Source organism: Altererythrobacter sp. GH1-8 (assembly GCF_043702085.1).
Taxonomy (GTDB): domain Bacteria; phylum Pseudomonadota; class Alphaproteobacteria; order Sphingomonadales; family Sphingomonadaceae; genus Erythrobacter.
Genome location: NZ_CP171690.1, coordinates 2,503,839 through 2,522,819, shown reverse-complemented (window position 1 = coordinate 2,522,819; position 18,981 = coordinate 2,503,839). Strand labels below are relative to the sequence as shown.

The window sequence follows — 18,981 nt, the reverse complement described above, 5'->3', positions numbered from 1 at the left end:
TTCGGGCGTAGTACTTAGAGCGCCGTCTCGACCCTCTTATCGCTCACATCGTCGCGGACGTTTTTGCCCAGTGCCATCTTGGCAGTGGTCATCAGGCTGAGGTCACCGCTCCAGATTTCTGCATCGTCGAGGTCCATGCGCAGGAAGAGGATGTCAGGATCGTTCTTGCCGCCGTCGAACCAGGCCTTCACGAAGTTGGTCCAGAACTGCTCGAAGCGGCCCTGGTCGGATTCGATGGCGAGCGTGCCCTTGAACCGTGCGAACACGTCGTGGTCCTTGCCTTCAAAAGTCGCGGTCACCGGTCCGAGCTTTGCGAAATTGCTGCTCTTGTCCGTAAAGAACCAGATCGCGCTGTCGGCGTTCTTGTCCAGCTGTGCGGTCATCGGTACTGCTGTGTCGGGATCGGCATCGCGCTGGAGGAACAGGAATGGCGAATCCGCCAGTGCGTCCCAGAATTTTTTCTTCAGTTCGTTTGCGTTGCCTTGATCATATTTCATATAAGCTATGTGCTCCTTTCGAATATTATATCAATGAATTAAAAGGGAGTTTTGTTCCGAGCGCTCGCTGAGCGGGTGCTCAGAAGAGATAAGCTGCATCATGGATTGCGAATCACTGGGTGATGGAACATAATAGGAACAAATAACCCTCTAACGAGTCGTTCCAACTATGTCTCTCGTGCAGCTTTCTCATACCCGCGATATGCTCCCACTCGCTGCACTGGCCGCTGACAATGCGGCTGCTCAGCGCTGGCGGCCCGGGCTTGCGCCTGCCTTGCATAACGAGATTTTTGGAAGCGCCGACGAAGCGAGCGGGGCGGGGTTGGCGCTCGCCTTGGCGTGTGACGCTCTGGCAAAGCAGGCACGGCAGGCCAAGTCTGATCCTCTTGCCCTCAGCGACGATAATCGCAGCATATTATGGGTGCAGGATCGCGCTGCCATCCGCTTGAATGGCAGGCCCTATCGCGCGGGCTTGCCTGAAGGCATGCGCGACCGTGTGATTCATGTCGCAGCGCAAACACCTGAAGATGCTCTGTTCGCGCTGGAGGAGGGGCTGCGCTGCCGTGATCTCGCTTTCGTGATCGGAGAGATCGCAGACAATCCGCGTGCGCTTGATTTCACTGCATCGCGCCGATTGTCGCTCGCAGCTGAGCGGCATGGTGCGCCTTTGTGGCTGGTACGGCTCGATGCCAGACCTGACCTGTCTTCTGCCCGGATGCGCTGGCAGGTCCGCTCACATCCTTCATCACCGCCGCGTTGGAACCGCACAGCCCCTGGCGCTTCAGCCTGGCAGGCAGAGCTGTTTCGCGCGCGCTCTCACCCACCCGGTCAATGGATACTGCGCAATGACAATGGACGTCTCGTCGCAGATCGACACGGCAGTGCAAATGACGAAGCCGAGCATTTCTCCGCCCCGCCGCATCATGGCGATCTGGCTCGCCCGACTGTCGGTCGATCGCTGGCGGCTCTCTGAGAACCTCAAGCCGGGCGAGGGCGCGGATGCTGCCCCGCTCGCGCTGATTGCGGAAACCGCGCATGGACCGCGGATCGAAGCGGTGAATGCTGCAGGGGCGGAGGCGGACGCGCGTGCCAGCATGATGCTGGCCGATGCGCGTACGCTGTGTCCTCAGATTCAAGTGCGGCCTGCGGACCCGGCGGGCGACCTCGCTTTTCTGGAGAAGATTGCATTGTGGGCGCGGCGGTGGGGGCCGTGGAGCGCTTTGGACCCGCCTGATGGCGTGCTGGTTGATGTCAGTGCTGTCTCACATCTGTTCGGCGGCGAGCAACGCCTTCTGGCTGATGTCCGGGCGCGCTTTGCAGCGCGTGACCTGACTGCACGGGCGGCAATCGCGCCGACGGCTGGCGCAGCCTGGGCGCTCGCGCATTATGGCGGGGATCGGACCATTCTTGGATCGGAGGAGAATCCTGCAGACCGGCTTGCAGGATTGCCGGTTGAATCGCTGCGGCTTGATACGGATGTACTTACTGTCCTGAGGCGGCTTGGTCTCAAGCAATTGGGCGATCTCACCGGGGTCAATCGCGATGCCTTGCAGCGCCGCTTTCGCAATCGCAAATCGCCTGCGGCAAGCCCGCTTTTACGGATGGACCAGTTGCTCGGGCACTTGCCTGAGCCGCTCTTGCCGGTGATTCCGCAGGATATGCCGCTGGTCCAGCGCCGGCTGATGGAGCCGATCAGGCACCGTGATCTGCTCGATCAGGTGCTGGCCGATCTCGCGGGCGACATGATCCGCGTTCTGGAAGGGCGCGGACAAGGCGCGCGCAGGCTCGAGCTGGGCCTGTGGCGGGTGGATGGCGAAGTGCTGGTGCGCAGTCTGGAGCTCGCCGCAGCAACTCGCGATGCGGGTCATATCTGCCGCTTGTTCGCAAGCCGGCTGGATGATGTGGAGGCCGGGTTCGGGATAGAGACAGTACGGCTGCGGGTCAGCTGGTCTGAACCGCTCGCTCTGGAGCAAAGCGATATCGAAGCCTCGGCTGAAGCGCACGGGACTTCGCTGGCAGCTTGTATCGACCGGCTCACCGTACGTTTGGGTCAGCGCGCGGTCAGCCGTCCGGTTCCTTTTGCCAGTCACCTGCCAGAGCGTGCTCAGCGTTGGCAGTCGCCGCTGGAGGCTGAGCCTGTCTCGCAAGGCGAACTTGCTTTCCACGCACGCCCGCTCAAACTGCTCGACCGAGCGGAGAAGATCGCTGTTCTGTATGCTTCGCCGGACGGCTATCCCCGCTCCTTCCGCTGGCGTGGCAATGTGCGCGAGGTGGTGCGTGTGGAAGGGCCTGAGCGGGTTGCACCGGAATGGTGGCGGCAACGCTCTACCACGCGATTGCGCGATTACTACAGGATCGAGGATGCGGAAGGGCAGCGTTACTGGATCTATCGTCATGGCTTGGCCACTGATGGCCGCGGAGGAATGCCGGACTGGTATCTGCAGGGTCTTTACGGATGAAAGCGTGTCCGAGGAGGCAATAGACTCCGATTAAATTTCGGCATTTCAAAGGTAAACCAGGGTTAACTGCCTAATTACCTTTGACCGCTAGAAGGTCATCAGAACGAGAATAATCTGACGGGATCACAGCAACGCCATGGATAATTCCACACATGGGCGGCAAACAGAACGCAGACCCCTCGACATTCTGGTCGATGGTCGCATGCGCTCGCGTCCGATTTGCGTTGAATTGATCGACGTTTCCGAAGGTGGCTGCAAGATCAAGGGGCGTCACGGCTTTGCTGAAGTTGGTGAGCATCTGTCGCTCAAGATCAATGGTGTACGCTCTCCGTTAGGCAAGGTGGTATGGGTCGACGGGCAGTTTGCAGGCGTAGCTTTCGAAGGCCGGATGCACGAGGCGATCGTCGATCATCTAAGCCGCGAAACGCAGGCAAAGAAGCAGGGGCAGCAGCGACGCGCTAACGGCTGATCCCCAAGGGGTCTTCGAGAACGCAAAGCAAGACGGGGGGCTCTTCCCAGAGCGCCCCGTTTGCTTTTAGCTAAGCCGCTTCGCCTGAGCCCCATTTTTGTCGTCAGATTGTCAACTCCGGGCCGCTTGGCAACTGCCTGTTCCATACATGATGGAGAGATTAGCCGGTCCGTGAATGCGTTCCGATCTTGGCTTGAGCAAAAATGGAACATATAAAGAACATTTACCTTTGAGTCCTATGCCTGAAAACGACCTCCAGATACCCAAACGCAGGATCGAACTTGATCCGGATTTGATCGAAGCGCCGCCGCGCGCGAGTTTTGTCGAGTTGGGTCTTGTCAGCTGTTTCAGTTTCCTGCGCGGCGCCTCCGATGCGGTTGATCTTGTCATGCGGGCTCGCGAGCTCGGCTATGATGCGATCGGTGTCGCTGATGCAAACTCGATGGCAGGGGTGGTGCGGATCCATAGCGAAGCGAAGACATTGAAGCTGCGCCCTGTTATCGGCACGCGGGTCGAGACAGTTGAAGGCCTCGCCTTCCTCGCATATCCGAAGAACCGTGCAGCTTATGGGCGGTTATGCCGGCTGATCAGTGCGGGGCGCATGCAGACGCTCAGCGGCGAATGGCAGGAAAAGGGCGTATGCGAGATCAGCCTCACCATGCTCGCCGCGCATAGCGAGGATGTGCAACTGATCCTGCTGCCGCCGAATGATCTTGATGCGGTGTTCACAGTCCCTGCATGGGCGAGCAATGTTGTTGCGCTCGACGGCGAAGCTTTATCGGATAATGTGACAGGGCGCTGTGCAGAGCTTGTCCCACATCTGGCTGCAGGCCTCCCGACGCTCCGCCATATCGCTGCGAGCTATCTTTATCGCGGTGATGACGTAGCGCGGATTGAGCGACTGGACCGCCTCACCAAAGCGAATGGGCTTGCGCTGCTTGCGACCAATGACGTCCATTACCACGTCCCACAGCGCCGCCCCTTGCAGGACGTCATGACAGCAATCCGCCACAAGACGACCGTGGCTGAGGCTGGCCACCTGCTCCATCCCAATGCCGAGCGGCATCTGAAATCGCCGGAGGAAATGGAGCGCCTGTTTGCGCGCTGGCCGCATGCGATTACCGCGGCGCGCGAAGTTGCTGATGCCTGCGAGTTTTCGCTCGATGAACTGCGCTACGAGTACCCGGAAGAAATTCACCCTGACGGGATGAACCCGCAGCAATATCTCGAAAGCGAAACCTGGAAAGAGGCCAGGCGGCGCTATCCGGAGGGCATACCTGACAGCGTAGGCCAGACATTGCAGCGCGAGCTTGCGCTGATCGGCAAGCTCGACCTTGCCCGCTATTTCCTGACCATCAAGGACATTGTCGATTTTGCGCGTTCGGTTGAGCCGCCGATCCTGTGTCAGGGGCGGGGCAGTGCGGCCAATTCCGCGGTCTGCTATTGCCTGGAAATTACTTCAGTTGATCCTGCCAAGCACCAGCTGCTGTTCGATCGCTTCATCTCCGAGGAGCGCAAGGAGCCGCCCGATATCGATGTCGATTTCGAGCATGAGCGGCGCGAGGAAGTGATCCAGTATATCTACGCAAAGTACGGTCGGCACCGGGCCGGGCTGACTGCGACAGTAGTCCATTACCGCCCACGCATGGCGATCCGCGAAGTGGGCAAGGCGATGGGTCTGTCCGAAGATGTAACCAGCGCGCTTGCCCGCACGGTATGGGGCTCGATGGGGCGCGAGATAAGTGAGCGCCACGCCGCGGAAACGGGCATGGATATCGCCGATCCGCATTTGAAACGTGTGCTGGCGCTGACCGAGCAGATGATCGGCATGCCGCGGCATCTGTCCCAGCATGTTGGCGGGTTTATCCTCACTGAAGGCGCGCTGACGGAAACCGTCCCGATCGGCAATGGTGCGATGCCGGAGCGCAGCTTCATCGAGTGGGACAAGGACGATATCGAGGCGCTCGGCATCCTGAAAGTCGACGTGCTGGCACTGGGCATGCTCACCTGCATCAAGAAGTGCCTCGACCTGCTCGAGGATCACCATGATCGCAAATTGACGCTTGCCACGGTCCCTCGCGAAGACCCAGAGACCTATGCCATGCTGCGCAAGGGGGATTCTCTCGGTGTCTTCCAGGTTGAGAGCCGTGCGCAGATGAACATGCTGCCGCGTCTGCGTCCGCGTGAGTTCTATGACCTGGTGATCCAGGTTGCGATTGTCCGGCCTGGGCCGATCCAGGGCGATATGGTGCATCCCTATTTGAAGCGGCGGCGCGGGGCGGAACCGGTACAAATCCCCGCTCCAAGTCCTGTACATGGTCCCCCGGACGAGCTCTCCAGCATCCTCGAACGCACTTTGGGTGTCCCGATCTTCCAGGAACAGGCGATGAAAATCGCGCTGGATGCGGCGAAGTTCTCCTCGCTCGAGGCTAACCGGCTGAGGAAAGCCATGGCGACCTTCCGCAGCCGCGGGATGGTCGATGAATTGCAGGACATGATGGTCGGCCGCATGGTCACGCGCGGGTATGATCCCGATTTCGCGCAGCGCTGTTTCAACCAGATCAGAGGTTTCGGCGAATATGGCTTTCCGGAGAGCCACGCAGCGAGTTTCGCGCATCTGGTCTATGTGTCGAGCTGGCTCAAATGCCATTTCCCCGCAGCTTTCTCCTGCGCGCTGCTCAATTCACAGCCGATGGGATTCTATGCGCCCGCACAGATCGTACGTGATGCGCGCGAACATGGCGTCGAAGTGCGTCCCGCTGATGTGAATGAGAGCATGTGGGATTGTACTTTGGAAGAGAGTCGTCACCCCGGCGGAGACCGGGGTCCAGATGGTACAGCGCCTGAGCTGGATTCCGGCCTTCGCCGGAGTGACGATCAAGGTAGGCAAGACAAGCATATCGCTATGCGGCTCGGCCTGCGGCAGATCGACGGCTTGCCTGAACACGTCGCGGCCCGCTTGATCGCAGAACGCGAGGAGCGCGGTCTTTTCAGGGACGTGGCTGAGCTGCGCGAGCGGGCAGGGCTTTCGCCAGCGCATATCGAACGGCTTGCCAGCGCGGACTGCTTCAGTTCGCTCGGGCTTTCGCGGCGTCAGGCCTTGTGGGACGCACGCAGCCTGATCGCTTCGCCTGAACTGCCGTTATTCGCAGCAGCAGATGCGCGTGATGAAGGCTCTGAGAAAGTACAGACGAAGCTGCCACAGATGCCGTTGTCGGAAGAGGTCGTCGCAGATTACCAGACGACGCGGCTGAGCCTTAAGGCACACCCCATGTCGTTTCTGCGCGCATCGCTGGCAGAACGCGGCTTTATCCGTGCCAGCGATCTGAGAGACCGCAAGTTTCGTTCCATGGTTCAAGTCGCCGGCGTCGTTCTGATCCGCCAGCGTCCCGGCAGTGCCAAGGGCGTGTGCTTTATTACACTTGAAGATGAAACCGGAGTGGTTAATCTCGTTATCTGGCCGGACTTAAAAGAAAAACAGCGCCGGGTCGTCATGGGGGCACGCCTGATGGAGGTGCGCGGACGAGTGGAGTATGACGACGAGGTGATTCACGTTATTGCGCATCACATGACTGACGCGACAGCGTCGCTTCATGCACTTTCTGATGACTTACTGAACGCGCCGGTGGCGCGGGCTGATCATGTCAGCAGTCCGCTCCCCGCAAAGGCGGGCAGACTGTCCCAATCGCGCACGAATGCACGTTCCCCCTTGCAGGTGCGTGATTTGATTGATGAATTGCCACCCACGCGCGGTCATCCGCGAAATGCACGAATTATTCCCAAGTCGCGAGACTTTCACTAAGGCATGAGTTTGAGGTGGGATTAAGGCCATGAAAGTCTGGAGTATTTCAAGAGCGGTGGGCCTGTTTACAGGCGACAGTCGCGCACTCCTGATCATGATTTCAGGCGCTGTCCTGCTCGCCGGGTGGATCTGGTTGCAGCAAAACCCGCAGCATGATCCGCTCGCACCCCTTGACCTCAACGACCCTCCAGGCTGGGCGACTGCCGGAAAGTTTGCGGACCTTCCGGGCAATCAAGCGCTGTGCCATCAGGTGCTTACTCGCAGCAATGTTGCTTTCACGGCGCTTCCGGGTGTCGGCGACGGGCCATGCGGACTGCCCGATCGCACGCAGATCGATAATCCCATGGTAGTTCCCGGTAATGCGATTGCGACTTGCCCGGTCAATGCCGGCCTAGCTTTATGGCTCAATCATGGAGTGCAGCAAGCGGCGCAAGAGCATCTCGGCACACAAGTGACGCGCATCCTGCACCTTGGTACGACCAATTGCCGCAGGATCAATGCGAGCCAGACCGCGCCATGGAGTGAACACGCCACTGCCAATGCCATCGACATCAGCGGTTTTGTCCTAGCCAACGGAGAGTATGTCAGCGTGCTCCAGCACTGGGGCGAAGGTGAGAAGGGCGACTTCCTCGAAGCGGTACGCGACAGCGCGTGCTACAGCTTCCGTACAGTTCTGTCGCCGGAATACAACGCCGATCACGCTGACCATTTCCATCTCGACCAGGGAACGCGCTGGGCTAGGGTGTGCCGCTAAGGTAGCTGCCGAGCAGGCTGCTTTCGGCCTTCAGACAGCTTCGAACGAATAACCGGCTGAGCGCACAGTGCGGATCGGGTCCCTTGCATTCGCGATCTCGAGCGCCTTGCGCAAGCGGCGAATATGGACATCAACCGTTCGCAGTTCGATATCGCTCTCCGTTCCCCATACACCGTCCAGCAATTGCCCGCGGCTGAAGACACGCCCAGGGCTCTCCATGAAGAACTTGAGCAAGCGATACTCGGTGGGGCCAAGCTGCAGGGCATTACCCCTGCGAACGACGCGATGAGCAACCGGATCGAGCTTGATATCGCCAACTTCCAGGCTCTCGCCTGCCAGCACTGGACGAATGCGCCGCATGACAGCCGAAACCCGCGCCAGAAGCTCGCGCGGCGAGAAGGGCTTCGTCAGGTAATCGTCTGCACCGGTCTCGAGACCGCGCACCCGATCATCTTCGGCCTCGCGCGCAGTAAGCATGATTATCGGAACATGCGCCGTCTTCTTGTCCCGCCGAAGCCTGCGACAAACCTCGATCCCGCTTGTCCCCTCGATCATCCAGTCTAGGATGATGAGGTCAGGGACATCTTCTGCCGCGAGTATAAGCGCTTCATCGCCATCAGGGGTCGACCGAACCGCATAGCCTTCGTTCTGAAATCTGAACTCAAGCAATTCGGACAGCGCTGTGTCATCTTCGACAAGCAACAATTTCGCGGAAGACATAGGCGAATCCTTTAAGGTCACCGCAGACATCGCACGTCTTTTGTTTCAATTTCGCGACGAGAAAGTGACCGCTGGAGAGGGAGCCACAGGACCGGCCTTTCAATCGCCGGAATCGTGAAAACCTCAGTCGCTTTCATCGTCCGGATATGTACCGGTCGCCGCGAAATGGACCATCTCCGCGACATTGGTCGCATGGTCGCCAATCCGTTCGATGTTGCGTGCGACAAACAGAAGTTGAGCGGCGCTCGAAATCGTCGCAGGGTTCTCGACCATGTAGCTGACCAGGTTGCGGAAAATCGAATTGTAGAACGCATCCACTTTTTCGTCCGCTGCAATCACCTCCTTGGCGAGTTCCGGATCGCGCGCGGCGTAGGCGGTAAGCACGTCATGAACCATCTCGCTTGCCAGTTCGCCCATCGCGGGCAACAAGGTGAGTGGTTCAAACCGGCTGCGGCCTTCAATCTCGCCAACTCGCTTGGCGATGTTCTTCGAATAGTCTCCAATCCGCTCGACCACTCCGCCGATCTTGAGCGCGGCAATCACTTCGCGAAGGTCATCCGCCATCGGCGCGCGCAAGGCAATCAAGCGAACAGCGAGTTTGTCGACCTGCATTTCAAGATCGTCGAGCTTTTTGTCGCGCTCAACCACCTTTGCTGCGAGTTCCTCGTCACCTCGCACCAGCGCGTCGAGCGCTTCCTGGATGGCAACCTCTGCCAGGCCGCCCATCTCGCCGATGAGCCCACGCAGGCGAGTGATATCCTCGTCGAATGCCTTTACTGTATGCTCAGCCATATCGTCCTGTGATGTAGTCTTTGGTCCGGCCCTCGATCGGATTGGTGAATATATCAGACGTGCGACCATATTCCACGATCTTCCCGAGGTGGAAGAAAGCCGTGCGCTGTGAGACGCGGGCAGCCTGCTGCATGGAGTGGGTGACAATCACGATAGCATATCGCCCGGCGAGTTCTGCAATCAATTCTTCGATCTTCGCGGTGGCAATCGGATCGAGAGCGGAACAAGGCTCGTCCATGAGGATCACTTCGGGATCGACTGCGATCGCGCGAGCAATGCAAAGACGCTGCTGCTGTCCGCCCGAAAGTGCTGTTCCGCTGTCTTCTAAGCGGTCCTTTACCTCTTCCCACAGGCCCGCGCGCTTGAGCGAAGTTTCAACCACGGCGTCAAGTTCATCCTTGGTCGAGGCGAGGCCGTGGATCTTGGGGCCATAGGCGATGTTGTCATAGATCGACTTGGGGAAGGGATTGGGCTTCTGGAACACCATCCCGACGCGCGCGCGCAACTGTACGACATCCATGCCGGACTTGTAGATGTCTTCGCCATCCAGCGTGATCTCACCCTCGACCCGGGCAGTCGGAATCGTGTCGTTCATCCGGTTCAAGGCACGCAGAAAGGTGGACTTTCCGCAGCCGGAGGGGCCGATAAAGGCGGTCACGTACTCGGTGGGAATGTCGATCGACACTGAATCGATCGCCTTCTTGTCCGAATAGTAGACGGAGACATCGCGCGCGCTCATCTTGGCGGCGGTGTCTTCAAGGTTGGGATGAATGACTGTCACCACTTTTTCTCAAACTTGTTGCGCAGGTAGATGGCAAGGCCGTTCATCACCAGGAGGAACAGCAAAAGGACAATGATCGCAGCGCTGGTGCGTTCAACAAAACCGCGGTCGATTTCATCCGACCACAGGAAGATCTGAACCGGCAATACCGTAGCGGGCGATGTAAAGCCATCCGGCGGGGTGGCCACAAATGCACGCATGCCAATCATGAGCAGCGGCGCTGTCTCTCCGAGCGCGCGGGCCATGCCGATAATCGTGCCTGTCAGGATGCCTGGCAGCGCAAGGGGAAGGACGTGATGAAATACGACCTGGACTTGCGAAGCGCCGATCGCGAGCGCGCCATCACGGATACTGGGCGGCACGGCCTTGATCGCGTTCCGGCCTGATATCACGACGACCGGCATGGTCATCAGAGCCAGCGTCATCCCGCCGATCAAGGGGGCTGAGCGATAGCTGGGGAACATCCACAGGAAAACAGCAAGACCCAGCAGGCCAAAGATGATCGAAGGCACAGCCGCCAGGTTGTTGATCGAGACTTCAATCAAGTCGGTCCAGCGGTTCTTTGGGGCATATTCTTCGAGATAAAGCGCTGCGAGAACACCGATCGGGAATGCGAGCAAGAGGGTCACGATCATCGTGAGGAATGAGCCCTTGAGCGCACCCCAGATACCAACCTTCTGGGGATTCGTGGCATCCGAGCGGGAGAGAAAGCCAGGATCGAAATTCTTCGAAAGCGCGCCCGCAGATGATAGTTTCTCAGCCAGGGCCTGCATTTCCTGAGACCCCTCGCCAGCAAAACCTGCGGCAAGGTTGGGAGTAGCGGCAAGATCAAACGTTATTTCGCTGCGCAAAAGGCTAGGATCTGCGATGATCTCGGCTGCAACCTCGCGCCACGCATTGGGATCGAGTTCCTTCGCCGCTTCTGCTCCCAGCGACTGTTCTGCATAGAATTCAATGACAGCCGGCAAGCCCTGGGCTTCCAGCGACTGGAGTGCGCCCGGTTGCTGCATTGCAATCGGATCGGCAGCAATGCCCGACTCAGTGAAATCTACCGGGACGGACAGTTCGACTCGCTGGAATCCGCCGATCCCGTTCAAGGTCATCGAGCCAAGCAGGAAGACAAGCACGGCAATCGAAAACACAATCGCGCTCAGCCCGACCGTGCGGAATCGCCGCTCCGACTTGTAACGTTGCTTCAAGCGCGCTTCGAATTCAGGCGTACGAGTGGGGCGGACACGCGACGCATCGTTCTCCATGCCGGCCTCGCTCGTCAGAGCAGCAGAGATATCTGTATCACTCATATGCTTCGCGGAACCTCTTGACGACGCGCAGAGCGACAAAGTTGAGGCCGAGTGTCACCATGAACAGCACGAAGCCGAGTGCAAATGCGCTAAGCGTTGCCGGATGGTTGAAACTGCCTTCGCCGGTCAGCATCGCCACGATTTGAACGGTTACGGTGGTCATCGAATCCAAGGGATTGGCACTTAGATTGGCTGCCGTTGAAGCGGCCATGACAACGATCATTGTCTCGCCAATGGCGCGGCTGATCGCCAGCATGATCCCTGCCACGATACCCGGCAGCGCGGCCGGTACGAGCACTCGCTTGATCGTCTCGCTCGTGGTTGCACCCATTGCCAAGCTCCCATCACGCATCGCTTGAGGGACCGCGGCAATCGAATCGTCAGCCATTGAGGAAACAAACGGGATGATCATAACACCCATCACGACACCAGCCGCGAGTGCACTCTCGCTCGATGCTCCGGCAATGCCAACGCTCTGTGCAAAGTCGCGGATCGCAGGGGCGACGGTCAAGGCGGCGAAATATCCGTAAACAACCGTGGGTACACCCGCGAGGATTTCCAGCGCCGGTTTGACCCACGCGCGCAGCTTGGGATTGGCATATTGCGTGAGATAAATTGCGCTCATCAGACCGAGCGGGATCGCAACAATCATTGCGATGATCGCGCCGATGAAGATTGTCCCCCAGAACAGCGGGATCGCGCCATAACGGGTCGGGTCAGGATTGTCCGGATTGGCCATTGGATCGGGGGCCCAATGGGTCCCGAACAAGAAATCGAACGGGCCGATCATCGTGAAGAAGCGCGCTGTTTCGAACACCAGGCTCGCGAGAATTCCGATGGTGGTAAGAATGGCGACCAGCGATGCGATCAACAACACGGACATCACCGTCCGCTCGACCCGTGTACGGGCAGCAAAGTCAGGCTTCAGACGCAGGAAACCGAACGCCCCGCCGAGAAAGCCGATCACGCAGGTCGCGGCAAAACCAACCCATCCGTAAAAGCTCTGCGCTTCGCGGAAGAGTTCGACAAAGTCACGCGCAGCCGGATTGAATACCGCCTGGCTGGAGCCATTGGCGACCGCGCGTGCCTCAGAGAGGATCGCCTGACGCTGCATGTCAAAGTCCGGAAGGTTTGCCGCTTCCGGGCTTGAGAGCACCGCCTGCATCACGAGACCGGGAGCGAAAAAGCTCCAGATGCCGACAAAAAAGAGGATAGGAATGACGATCCAGAGGGCCACATACCAGCCGTGATAACTCGGCAGGCTTGGCAAGCGCCCGGTTTTGCTCTCGCGAGCAAAAGTCCAAGCGCGCGCACGGGCTGCCAACCATCCGGCAAGCCCGAGGCCCAAGGCCAAGAGGAGCAAGATGGTTGGCGACATGCGTGATACTTACCTTACTTCAGCTCAGAACCGTCGATGGTCGTGAATTCTGTGGCCGCCTTGAGATTCTTTTCCATCACGTCAGCAGGTGACGCAATGAGTCCAATCTTCGTGAGCGGGCCATCCACGCCCCACATCTTGGTCCACTGGAGGAGATATTCTTTCAAGCCCGGGATAGCGTCAATGTGCGCTTTCTTCACATATACGTAAAGCGGACGCGCGCCGGGATAGGCGAAGCTCGAGATATTCTCATAGGTAGGCTCGACACCGTTCATGGGCAGGCCCTGCACCTTGTCGGCATTTTCCTCAAGATAAGAATAGCCGAAAACCCCAACTGCTTTCGGGTTGCTTTCAATTTTCTGCACGATGAGATTGTCTTGCTCGCCCTGATCCACATAGGCACCGTCCGAACGGACTTCCGTGCAGACCTGATCGTAGCGATCTTCGTCGCTCTCCTTGAGCGCCTTCATGTCTGCATTGGTCGTGCAGCCGACTTCCAGCACCAGCTCCTTGAGCGCGTCGCGCGTGCCAGAAGTGCTTGGCGGGCCGTAAACAAGGATCGGCTCGTTGGGCAGTGACGGGTCAACATCCGACCAGTTCTTGTTGGTTTGCTCGCCGCCATAAGGGCTTGCTGCGATGGCTTCATAGACCTGCTTTGGCGTCAGGCTCATCATGATGCCGCCTTTTGCAGAAGCGAACGCGATCCCGTCGAGACCAACCTTGAGCTCGATGATATCGGTCACGCCATTGGCCTGGCAGTCAGCGAATTCGCTCGCCTTCATACGGCGCGAAGCATTAGCCATGTCGGGCGTTGCGGCGCCAAGGCCCTCGCAAAACAGCTTCATGCCGCCGCCTGTACCGGTTGACTCAATGATCGGCGATTTGATGCCCGAATTCTCTCGTGCGAGACCCTCGGCTACAGCCTTGGCAAACGGGAAGACCGTCGATGAACCCACGGCGCGAACCGAATCGCGTGATGCGCCATCGCCTCCTGCGCCTCCACATGCGGCAAGGGCGAGGGCGGATGCAGCTGCAAAAATGAATGTCTTAGTCTTGGTCATGGTTTCTCTCACTTTTCTTATGAGAAGCGCAGAAGCGCGCAATTGTTACACTGTAGAGACGGAGGGATTTTTCCTTGTGGATATGCGCGATCAGAAGTCGATCTGTGCGCGCATTCCGAAGACATCGACGGAGTAGTCCGTGTCGCCCGCAACGGTCGGGAATACAGCGTCAGAATAGTCGAGCTTGCCGTAGTTGGCGAGCAGCATGGTATAGTCACTCGGCTTCCAGACCAGTGACAGATAGTAACCGTCTTGAATGCCGCCGATTATGCCTGCATCGCTGAGATCAAGCCGATCATAGCGTGCGTTCAGCTGGATCGAGCCAATGCCGCCGTTTCCGACTGGATTGGCTGGTTTCGTGCGGTCAAATGTACCGCCCTTGTAGCCCCGCGTATCACCCTTCGTCAGGAAATAGCCAACCTCGGCATAGCCGCCGAAGAAGGTCGGGTCAGCCAGCATGCCAGGCCTTGAAACCTTGTTCCAATGACCTTCGACCGCTGCGTGAAACGGGCCGGAAACGAGCGCGCCTTCGAGCCCGTACATGAACTCGCTGTCGGCTGAGAATCGATCAGTGTTGATGAAGCGCTCGTCCGTGAAGGCGACCAGAGGACGCTGGCGGTAGCGGGTCGTCGCGCCGTCCTCGAGCTCTCGGTAGTGGATCGAGCCGCCCAGGTGCAGTTGCGCATTGCCGAGCTTCGGCATGAAGACCACGCGGCCATCTGCACTCCATTCCTTATTGGAAAGCTCGTCCATATTGTCGCTGAACAGACCGGCCTGAACCAGCACGTCACCCTTGCTGTAGGTTGCGCCGACACCCACTCGGCGAATAAAGCCAAATGCATCGGTAAATGCCGCGCGCTCAATGAAGCTCGTGTGCAAGGAACTGGTCAGTTCTTCCAACGACTGGAAATTGTTGAACTGGCCGACGCTGATTTCAACATCCCCTGATTCGTAAGAGATGAGGGCGTCGGTTACAGCCACGTCGCTATTTGCAACATCGACTTCGAACTTGTAGCCAAAACCGCCTGGCATATCGCCCTGTACCCCAAGCCGGGCACGGCGAACGTTAGTTCCCCAACCATCGTCAGCTCCGGTCGAAGACGGAGCGTTAACGAAGCCTGTGTCGTACTGAAGGCGGCCACGCGGCTTGAAGCTCCACCCGCCAGATCCTTTGATTTCAGGGCTTCCCTTGAAAGCGATGCTCGGTGCCTTCTCAGCCGTTTCCCGGGCCGCCAATGCTGTTTCGCTTGCGGCAGCGGCCGCAGCATTTGCTTCAGCTGCAGTAGCACTGGCTGCCTGAGCCTGCGCTTCTGCTTGCTCGAGCTCGCTTTCCAGCTGATCAACGCGCGCCATCAGGGCAGCCATCTGCTCGCGCAATTCAGCGAGTTGTTCTGCTGAGCTCGGTTGCCGGTCATCCGCTTGAGCTGGTGCGGCAACGAACGCGCTTAAAGCGGTGGCTGCGAGCAGGAGAGAGTGGCTTTTCATGAGAATCGATCCCCGATTTATTACTGTCGGGAGAGGCGAATATGACCCTCGCATTACAGTTATGTGACAGCCACTCTCAAGCAAGGGAAATGGGTGTGGATAAGCGGTGGGGAAGTATTACTAGATACCGCTTTCTAGGCCTCCGCTGTCGCGACATCTTCTTGCATGATCGGAAGCCGGACCGTCACTTGCGTACCTTCACCTGGCTTGCTGGTGATGTCCAGGCGCCCTCTGTGCCGCTCGACGATGTGCTTGACGATAGCCAGCCCAAGGCCAGTTCCCCCTGATGCGCGGCTGCGTCCGGGATCAGTGCGATAAAAACGGCGGGTCAAATGGGGTAGATGTTCAGACGGGATGCCTTCACCCTGATCCCTCACAGCAAAACGGGCATGACCGCCAGGCCCGCGTTTGAGCTCGACATTGACCTCAGAGCCTTCTCGGCCGTACTTGAGCGCATTGTCGACAAGATTACGTACGAGTTGTTCGAGCTGCTGGGTGTCGCCCCGCACCCTGAGGTCTTCGTCGAGATCGAGTTTCAATCGGTCCTTGCGCTCTGCCCCGGCCGCATCATTCGCAGCGCGCAGAACGAGTGAGCGCAGCTCGACTGTTTCGTCCGGCTCTTCGTGCTTTTCCGCTTCGACGCGGGACAAAGACATGAGGTCTGACACCAGATTGCGCATACGCTGTGCTTCGCGCAGGATCGTGGCAAGGAACCGCTTTGATGTCTCTGAGTCGATGTTCTCGGGATCTTCGCTCAGTGTTTCGACATAGCCAATGATCGCGGCCAAGGGGGTGCGAAGTTCATGGCTGGCATTGGCAACGAAATCCGTATGCGCGCGGCTGATATCCGCTTCGGCAGTCTTGTTCGTCAATTCGATAATTGCGGTATTCTCGTCAATCGATTGCCGGTTGATTCGCCAGATATCCCGCCGGCGTGCCAGTCCCTTGACGATCGCGGTGCCGTCCCGATTGCTGCCGAACAATGCGACCGCTTGCGGTTGGCGGAAGATGACGCGGGTGTCCTGACCCACGATATGCCCGCCGAGCACCCTGCGTGAAACCTTGTTGGCTACCAGGACCTTGTTGCGCTTTGTGATAAGCAGCGGCGACTGTGCATTTTCGATCAACTGGCTCATGGAATCGGTATTGAGCCCGTTGGTTTGCCGTTTTGAGCTCGTATCTGGCGGCTGCTCGACCGCAAGGAAAAGCGACCCAACCCACACGATCAAAACCGCAATCGCGGCGACTGGATGGAGTCCAAAGATCGCTAGGGCAAGACTGCTGATGAGCGCCAGCACCAAGCTGGTGTAAGGAAACGGGGTCCGCGGTTCCATTGCATCTGCGCCCATAGCGAGGAGCGCTCAAACGGGAAAGTGCAAAAGGCTTCTGTCACATGAATCGGCTTAACGACGTACGCGAACAGCTGCCAATACCGGTTCTCCGGTCAGGGCAATTGTGCCGCGTTACAATCATTTGAAAGAAAGTCTCGCACTGATTGTGGTGAAAAATGGTGACCCGTACGGGAATCGAACCCGTGTTTCAGCCGTGAAAGGGCCGCGTCCTAACCGCTAGACGAACGGGCCACGCTCGTGTGCGAGAGCGCGCCAATAGGGGCGCTGCGCGTGGCGGTCAACCCTTGTTTCGCATCAATCTGCGAAGGCTGCATCTTCCAGGTGCAATTCGGTCTGTGGTCGGCTGCCCCAATCGTCGATCTTCACCCGTCCGGCAAAGTGGAAACGGCGTCCCGCAGACCTGTGAAGAAGGGTCTGGCCCATCTCGCTATCGGCTGATCGGAAGGCGATCGCCTTGAATGATCCGCCTTCCGGGCCGGCTGCAATTATTCTTACGTGGTCCTGACCGACTATGTCTGCCTTGACTATCCGCACCGGTCCTACCGCTACGCGCGGGGCAGGCCATCCAACGCCGTAGGGCCCCGCTTGCTCCAGCGTTTCGACCAGGCTCGTCGTGAGCCCGCCGGCGGAGACAGAAAGATCTAGTTTCATCGCCTGACTTGTCAGCGCCTTGCTCACATCGCTGGCGAGGCGTCCATCAAGGAAGTCGGCCAGAGCGTCAAGCTTGCCTGTCTCGACCGTCAGTCCCGCAGCCATCGCGTGCCCGCCGCCGGCAACCAGCAAGTCGTGTTCGCGCGCTGCGATGATGGCTGCACCAAGGTCGACACCCGAAATAGAGCGACCCGACCCTTTGCCGGTTCCATCTTCTGGATCGAGAGCGATCACGATCGAGGGCTTGCCGGTCTTTTCCTTGATCCGTCCCGCGACAATGCCGATCACCCCGGGATGCCAGCCACTACCGGAAACAGTAAGCACTGCACGGTTGTCCTGACTCGCGATCAATTCTTCTGCAGCTGATTGCACTTCGCGCTCGATCGCCCGGCGTTCTTCGTTGAGCTCGGACAATTGACGCGCAATCGCCCGCGCTTCTTCAGGATCCTGCGTTGTCAGGAGCCGTACCCCGAGCGTGGATTCGCCGACACGTCCACCGGCATTGATACGCGGCCCCAGCGCGAAGCCCAGGTCGCTCGCTATGGGCGCGCGGCTCAGGCGACTTGCATCGATCAGAGCCGCCATGCCGATGCGCTCGCGCTTTGCCATGACCTTTAGGCCTTGCGTCACGAAAGCGCGGTTGAGGCCGTGCAGCGCGGCAACATCGGCGACTGTTCCCAAGGCGACCAGATCGAGAAGCGCCATCAGGTTGGGCTCGTCCCGCTGTTCGAAATAGCCTTGGACACGCAAGGTGCGGACAAGCGCGATCGCAAGCAGGAACGCCACACCCACTGCCGCGAGGTGGCCGTGCGCTGCAGCGACATCACTCTCGTCTAACCGGTTTGGATTGACGAGGGCGGCTGCCAGCGGAAGTTCAGGCGAGCACTTGTGATGATCGACGACGATGACATCAACGCCTGCATCGCGCGCCTGAGCGAGCGCTTCATGGGCCATTGCGCCACAATCGACTGTAACAATCAGGCTGGAGCCTTGCTCGGCCAGTTTGACCAGCGCCTCTCCGCTTGGACCGTAACCTTCGAGCAAGCGGTCCGGAATGTAGTAGTCTGCGTCGAGCTCAAGTTCTCGCAGCAATTGCACGAGCAAGGCTGCGCTTGTGGCTCCATCGACATCGTAGTCACCGTAGATTGTGACGCGCTCTTGCCCGAGAACTGCTTGCGCGATGCGCTCAGCGGCTGCGTCCATGTCGCGGAATTCTGACGGGTCGGGAAGAAAGTCACGCATGGTCGGGTTCGCGTGGCGCGCGACGTCCTCGCGGGCAACGCCCCGCGTCATAAGCAACTCGGTGAGCAGGTTCTGGTCGAGACCTGCGCTCAATTCCATAGCGCCTCCTCGCCATTGCCAAGCCTTGCCGGAAAGCGATTGTCTGACGCCAAGAACGTGGGAAAGCGGTGAGGTTGCCATGGCTGATCTCTAGCCTAGTCTGGCTCCGAGCAACAGCCGTGACGCTTGGACAATCGA

The 18,981-nt window shown here is 58.8% G+C and carries 15 protein-coding genes and 1 tRNA gene; 5 read left to right on the top strand and 11 right to left on the bottom strand.

Translation table 11 applies throughout. The features are described from left to right. Positions 1–14 precede the first annotated feature (14 nt). Positions 15–497 carry a pyridoxamine 5'-phosphate oxidase family protein gene (locus ACG9DO_RS12265; RefSeq protein WP_394728330.1) on the bottom strand — a complete coding sequence of 161 codons (483 nt, stop codon included), beginning with the start codon at positions 495–497 and terminating at the stop codon, positions 15–17. Between the two features lie 169 nt (positions 498–666). Here ACG9DO_RS12265 and ACG9DO_RS12260 point away from each other — a divergent pair, with 169 nt between their 5' ends. The 5 genes from ACG9DO_RS12260 (at position 667) to ACG9DO_RS12240 (ending at position 7,981) form a co-directional block, all read left to right on the top strand. Next, complete coding sequence (locus ACG9DO_RS12260; RefSeq protein WP_394728328.1) at positions 667–1,470, top strand: recA-like protein; 804 nt, start codon at positions 667–669, stop codon at positions 1,468–1,470. Further along, on the top strand, positions 1,421–2,956 hold the full coding sequence (locus tag ACG9DO_RS12255; protein WP_394728325.1) for a Y-family DNA polymerase: 1,536 nt from the start codon (positions 1,421–1,423) through the stop codon (positions 2,954–2,956). Before ACG9DO_RS12260 ends, ACG9DO_RS12255 begins: the two co-directional genes overlap by 50 nt. A gap of 136 nt (positions 2,957–3,092) precedes the next feature. Continuing rightward, complete coding sequence (locus tag ACG9DO_RS12250) at positions 3,093–3,425, top strand: PilZ domain-containing protein (RefSeq protein ID WP_394728323.1); 333 nt, start codon at positions 3,093–3,095, stop codon at positions 3,423–3,425. A gap of 238 nt (positions 3,426–3,663) precedes the next feature. Beyond that, positions 3,664–7,227 (top strand): error-prone DNA polymerase, encoded by a 3,564-nt coding sequence (locus ACG9DO_RS12245; protein WP_394728321.1) that lies wholly within the window; start codon positions 3,664–3,666, stop codon positions 7,225–7,227. Positions 7,228–7,255: 28 nt separating this feature from the next. After that, positions 7,256–7,981: an extensin family protein gene (locus ACG9DO_RS12240; RefSeq protein WP_394728319.1), complete on the top strand. Its 726-nt coding sequence runs from the start codon at positions 7,256–7,258 to the stop codon at positions 7,979–7,981. Positions 7,982–8,011: 30 nt separating this feature from the next. Here the strand turns inward: ACG9DO_RS12240 and phoB are convergent, their stop codons facing one another. The 10 genes from phoB to recJ form a co-directional block, all read right to left on the bottom strand. Continuing rightward, the gene (gene phoB, locus ACG9DO_RS12235) at positions 8,012–8,701 is read right to left on the bottom strand and encodes a phosphate regulon transcriptional regulator PhoB (RefSeq protein ID WP_394728317.1); all 690 of its coding nucleotides are present in this window, start codon (positions 8,699–8,701) and stop codon (positions 8,012–8,014) included. A 123-nt stretch (positions 8,702–8,824) separates the two neighbouring features. Further along, entirely contained in the window at positions 8,825–9,493 is a 669-nt protein-coding gene (phoU, locus tag ACG9DO_RS12230; protein WP_394728315.1) for a phosphate signaling complex protein PhoU, read from the bottom strand. Next, positions 9,486–10,232 (bottom strand): phosphate ABC transporter ATP-binding protein PstB, encoded by a 747-nt coding sequence (gene pstB / locus ACG9DO_RS12225; RefSeq protein ID WP_394731268.1) that lies wholly within the window; start codon positions 10,230–10,232, stop codon positions 9,486–9,488. The genes phoU and pstB overlap by 8 nt, the downstream gene beginning before the upstream one ends. A 38-nt stretch (positions 10,233–10,270) precedes the next feature. Continuing rightward, the gene (gene pstA, locus ACG9DO_RS12220; RefSeq protein WP_394731267.1) at positions 10,271–11,530 is read right to left on the bottom strand and encodes a phosphate ABC transporter permease PstA; all 1,260 of its coding nucleotides are present in this window, start codon (positions 11,528–11,530) and stop codon (positions 10,271–10,273) included. A gap of 37 nt (positions 11,531–11,567) precedes the next feature. Continuing rightward, positions 11,568–12,953 carry a phosphate ABC transporter permease subunit PstC gene (gene pstC / locus ACG9DO_RS12215; RefSeq protein ID WP_394728313.1) on the bottom strand — a complete coding sequence of 462 codons (1,386 nt, stop codon included), beginning with the start codon at positions 12,951–12,953 and terminating at the stop codon, positions 11,568–11,570. Positions 12,954–12,967: 14 nt separating this feature from the next. Further along, complete coding sequence (locus ACG9DO_RS12210; protein WP_394728311.1) at positions 12,968–14,014, bottom strand: substrate-binding domain-containing protein; 1,047 nt, start codon at positions 14,012–14,014, stop codon at positions 12,968–12,970. A 90-nt stretch (positions 14,015–14,104) separates the two neighbouring features. After that, on the bottom strand, positions 14,105–15,499 hold the full coding sequence (locus ACG9DO_RS12205) for an OprO/OprP family phosphate-selective porin (RefSeq protein ID WP_394728309.1): 1,395 nt from the start codon (positions 15,497–15,499) through the stop codon (positions 14,105–14,107). A gap of 134 nt (positions 15,500–15,633) precedes the next feature. Beyond that, the gene (locus ACG9DO_RS12200; protein ID WP_394728307.1) at positions 15,634–16,833 is read right to left on the bottom strand and encodes a sensor histidine kinase; all 1,200 of its coding nucleotides are present in this window, start codon (positions 16,831–16,833) and stop codon (positions 15,634–15,636) included. 174 nt (positions 16,834–17,007) lie between these two features. After that, positions 17,008–17,082: transfer RNA gene (locus ACG9DO_RS12195), tRNA-Glu, on the bottom strand. Between the two features lie 63 nt (positions 17,083–17,145). Next, on the bottom strand, positions 17,146–18,924 hold the full coding sequence (gene recJ, locus ACG9DO_RS12190; protein WP_394728305.1) for a single-stranded-DNA-specific exonuclease RecJ: 1,779 nt from the start codon (positions 18,922–18,924) through the stop codon (positions 17,146–17,148). Positions 18,925–18,981 lie beyond the last annotated feature (57 nt).

Bases quoted from the DNA above. Each gene is read 5' to 3' on its own strand.
- ACG9DO_RS12265 (WP_394728330.1), bottom strand. From the start codon at position 497: ATGAAATATGATCAAGGCAACGCAAACGAACTGAAGAAAAAATTCTGG.
- ACG9DO_RS12260 (WP_394728328.1), top strand. From the start codon at position 667: ATGTCTCTCGTGCAGCTTTCTCATACCCGCGATATGCTCCCACTCGCT.
- ACG9DO_RS12255 (WP_394728325.1), top strand. From the start codon at position 1,421: ATGGCGATCTGGCTCGCCCGACTGTCGGTCGATCGCTGGCGGCTCTCT.
- ACG9DO_RS12250 (WP_394728323.1), top strand. From the start codon at position 3,093: ATGGATAATTCCACACATGGGCGGCAAACAGAACGCAGACCCCTCGAC.
- ACG9DO_RS12245 (WP_394728321.1), top strand. From the start codon at position 3,664: ATGCCTGAAAACGACCTCCAGATACCCAAACGCAGGATCGAACTTGAT.
- ACG9DO_RS12240 (WP_394728319.1), top strand. From the start codon at position 7,256: ATGAAAGTCTGGAGTATTTCAAGAGCGGTGGGCCTGTTTACAGGCGAC.
- phoB (WP_394728317.1), bottom strand. From the start codon at position 8,701: ATGTCTTCCGCGAAATTGTTGCTTGTCGAAGATGACACAGCGCTGTCC.
- phoU (WP_394728315.1), bottom strand. From the start codon at position 9,493: ATGGCTGAGCATACAGTAAAGGCATTCGACGAGGATATCACTCGCCTG.
- pstB (WP_394731268.1), bottom strand. From the start codon at position 10,232: ATGAGCGCGCGCGATGTCTCCGTCTACTATTCGGACAAGAAGGCGATC.
- pstA (WP_394731267.1), bottom strand. From the start codon at position 11,530: ATGGAGAACGATGCGTCGCGTGTCCGCCCCACTCGTACGCCTGAATTC.
- pstC (WP_394728313.1), bottom strand. From the start codon at position 12,953: ATGTCGCCAACCATCTTGCTCCTCTTGGCCTTGGGCCTCGGGCTTGCC.
- ACG9DO_RS12210 (WP_394728311.1), bottom strand. From the start codon at position 14,014: ATGACCAAGACTAAGACATTCATTTTTGCAGCTGCATCCGCCCTCGCC.
- ACG9DO_RS12205 (WP_394728309.1), bottom strand. From the start codon at position 15,499: ATGAAAAGCCACTCTCTCCTGCTCGCAGCCACCGCTTTAAGCGCGTTC.
- ACG9DO_RS12200 (WP_394728307.1), bottom strand. From the start codon at position 16,833: ATGGAACCGCGGACCCCGTTTCCTTACACCAGCTTGGTGCTGGCGCTC.
- recJ (WP_394728305.1), bottom strand. From the start codon at position 18,924: ATGGCAACCTCACCGCTTTCCCACGTTCTTGGCGTCAGACAATCGCTT.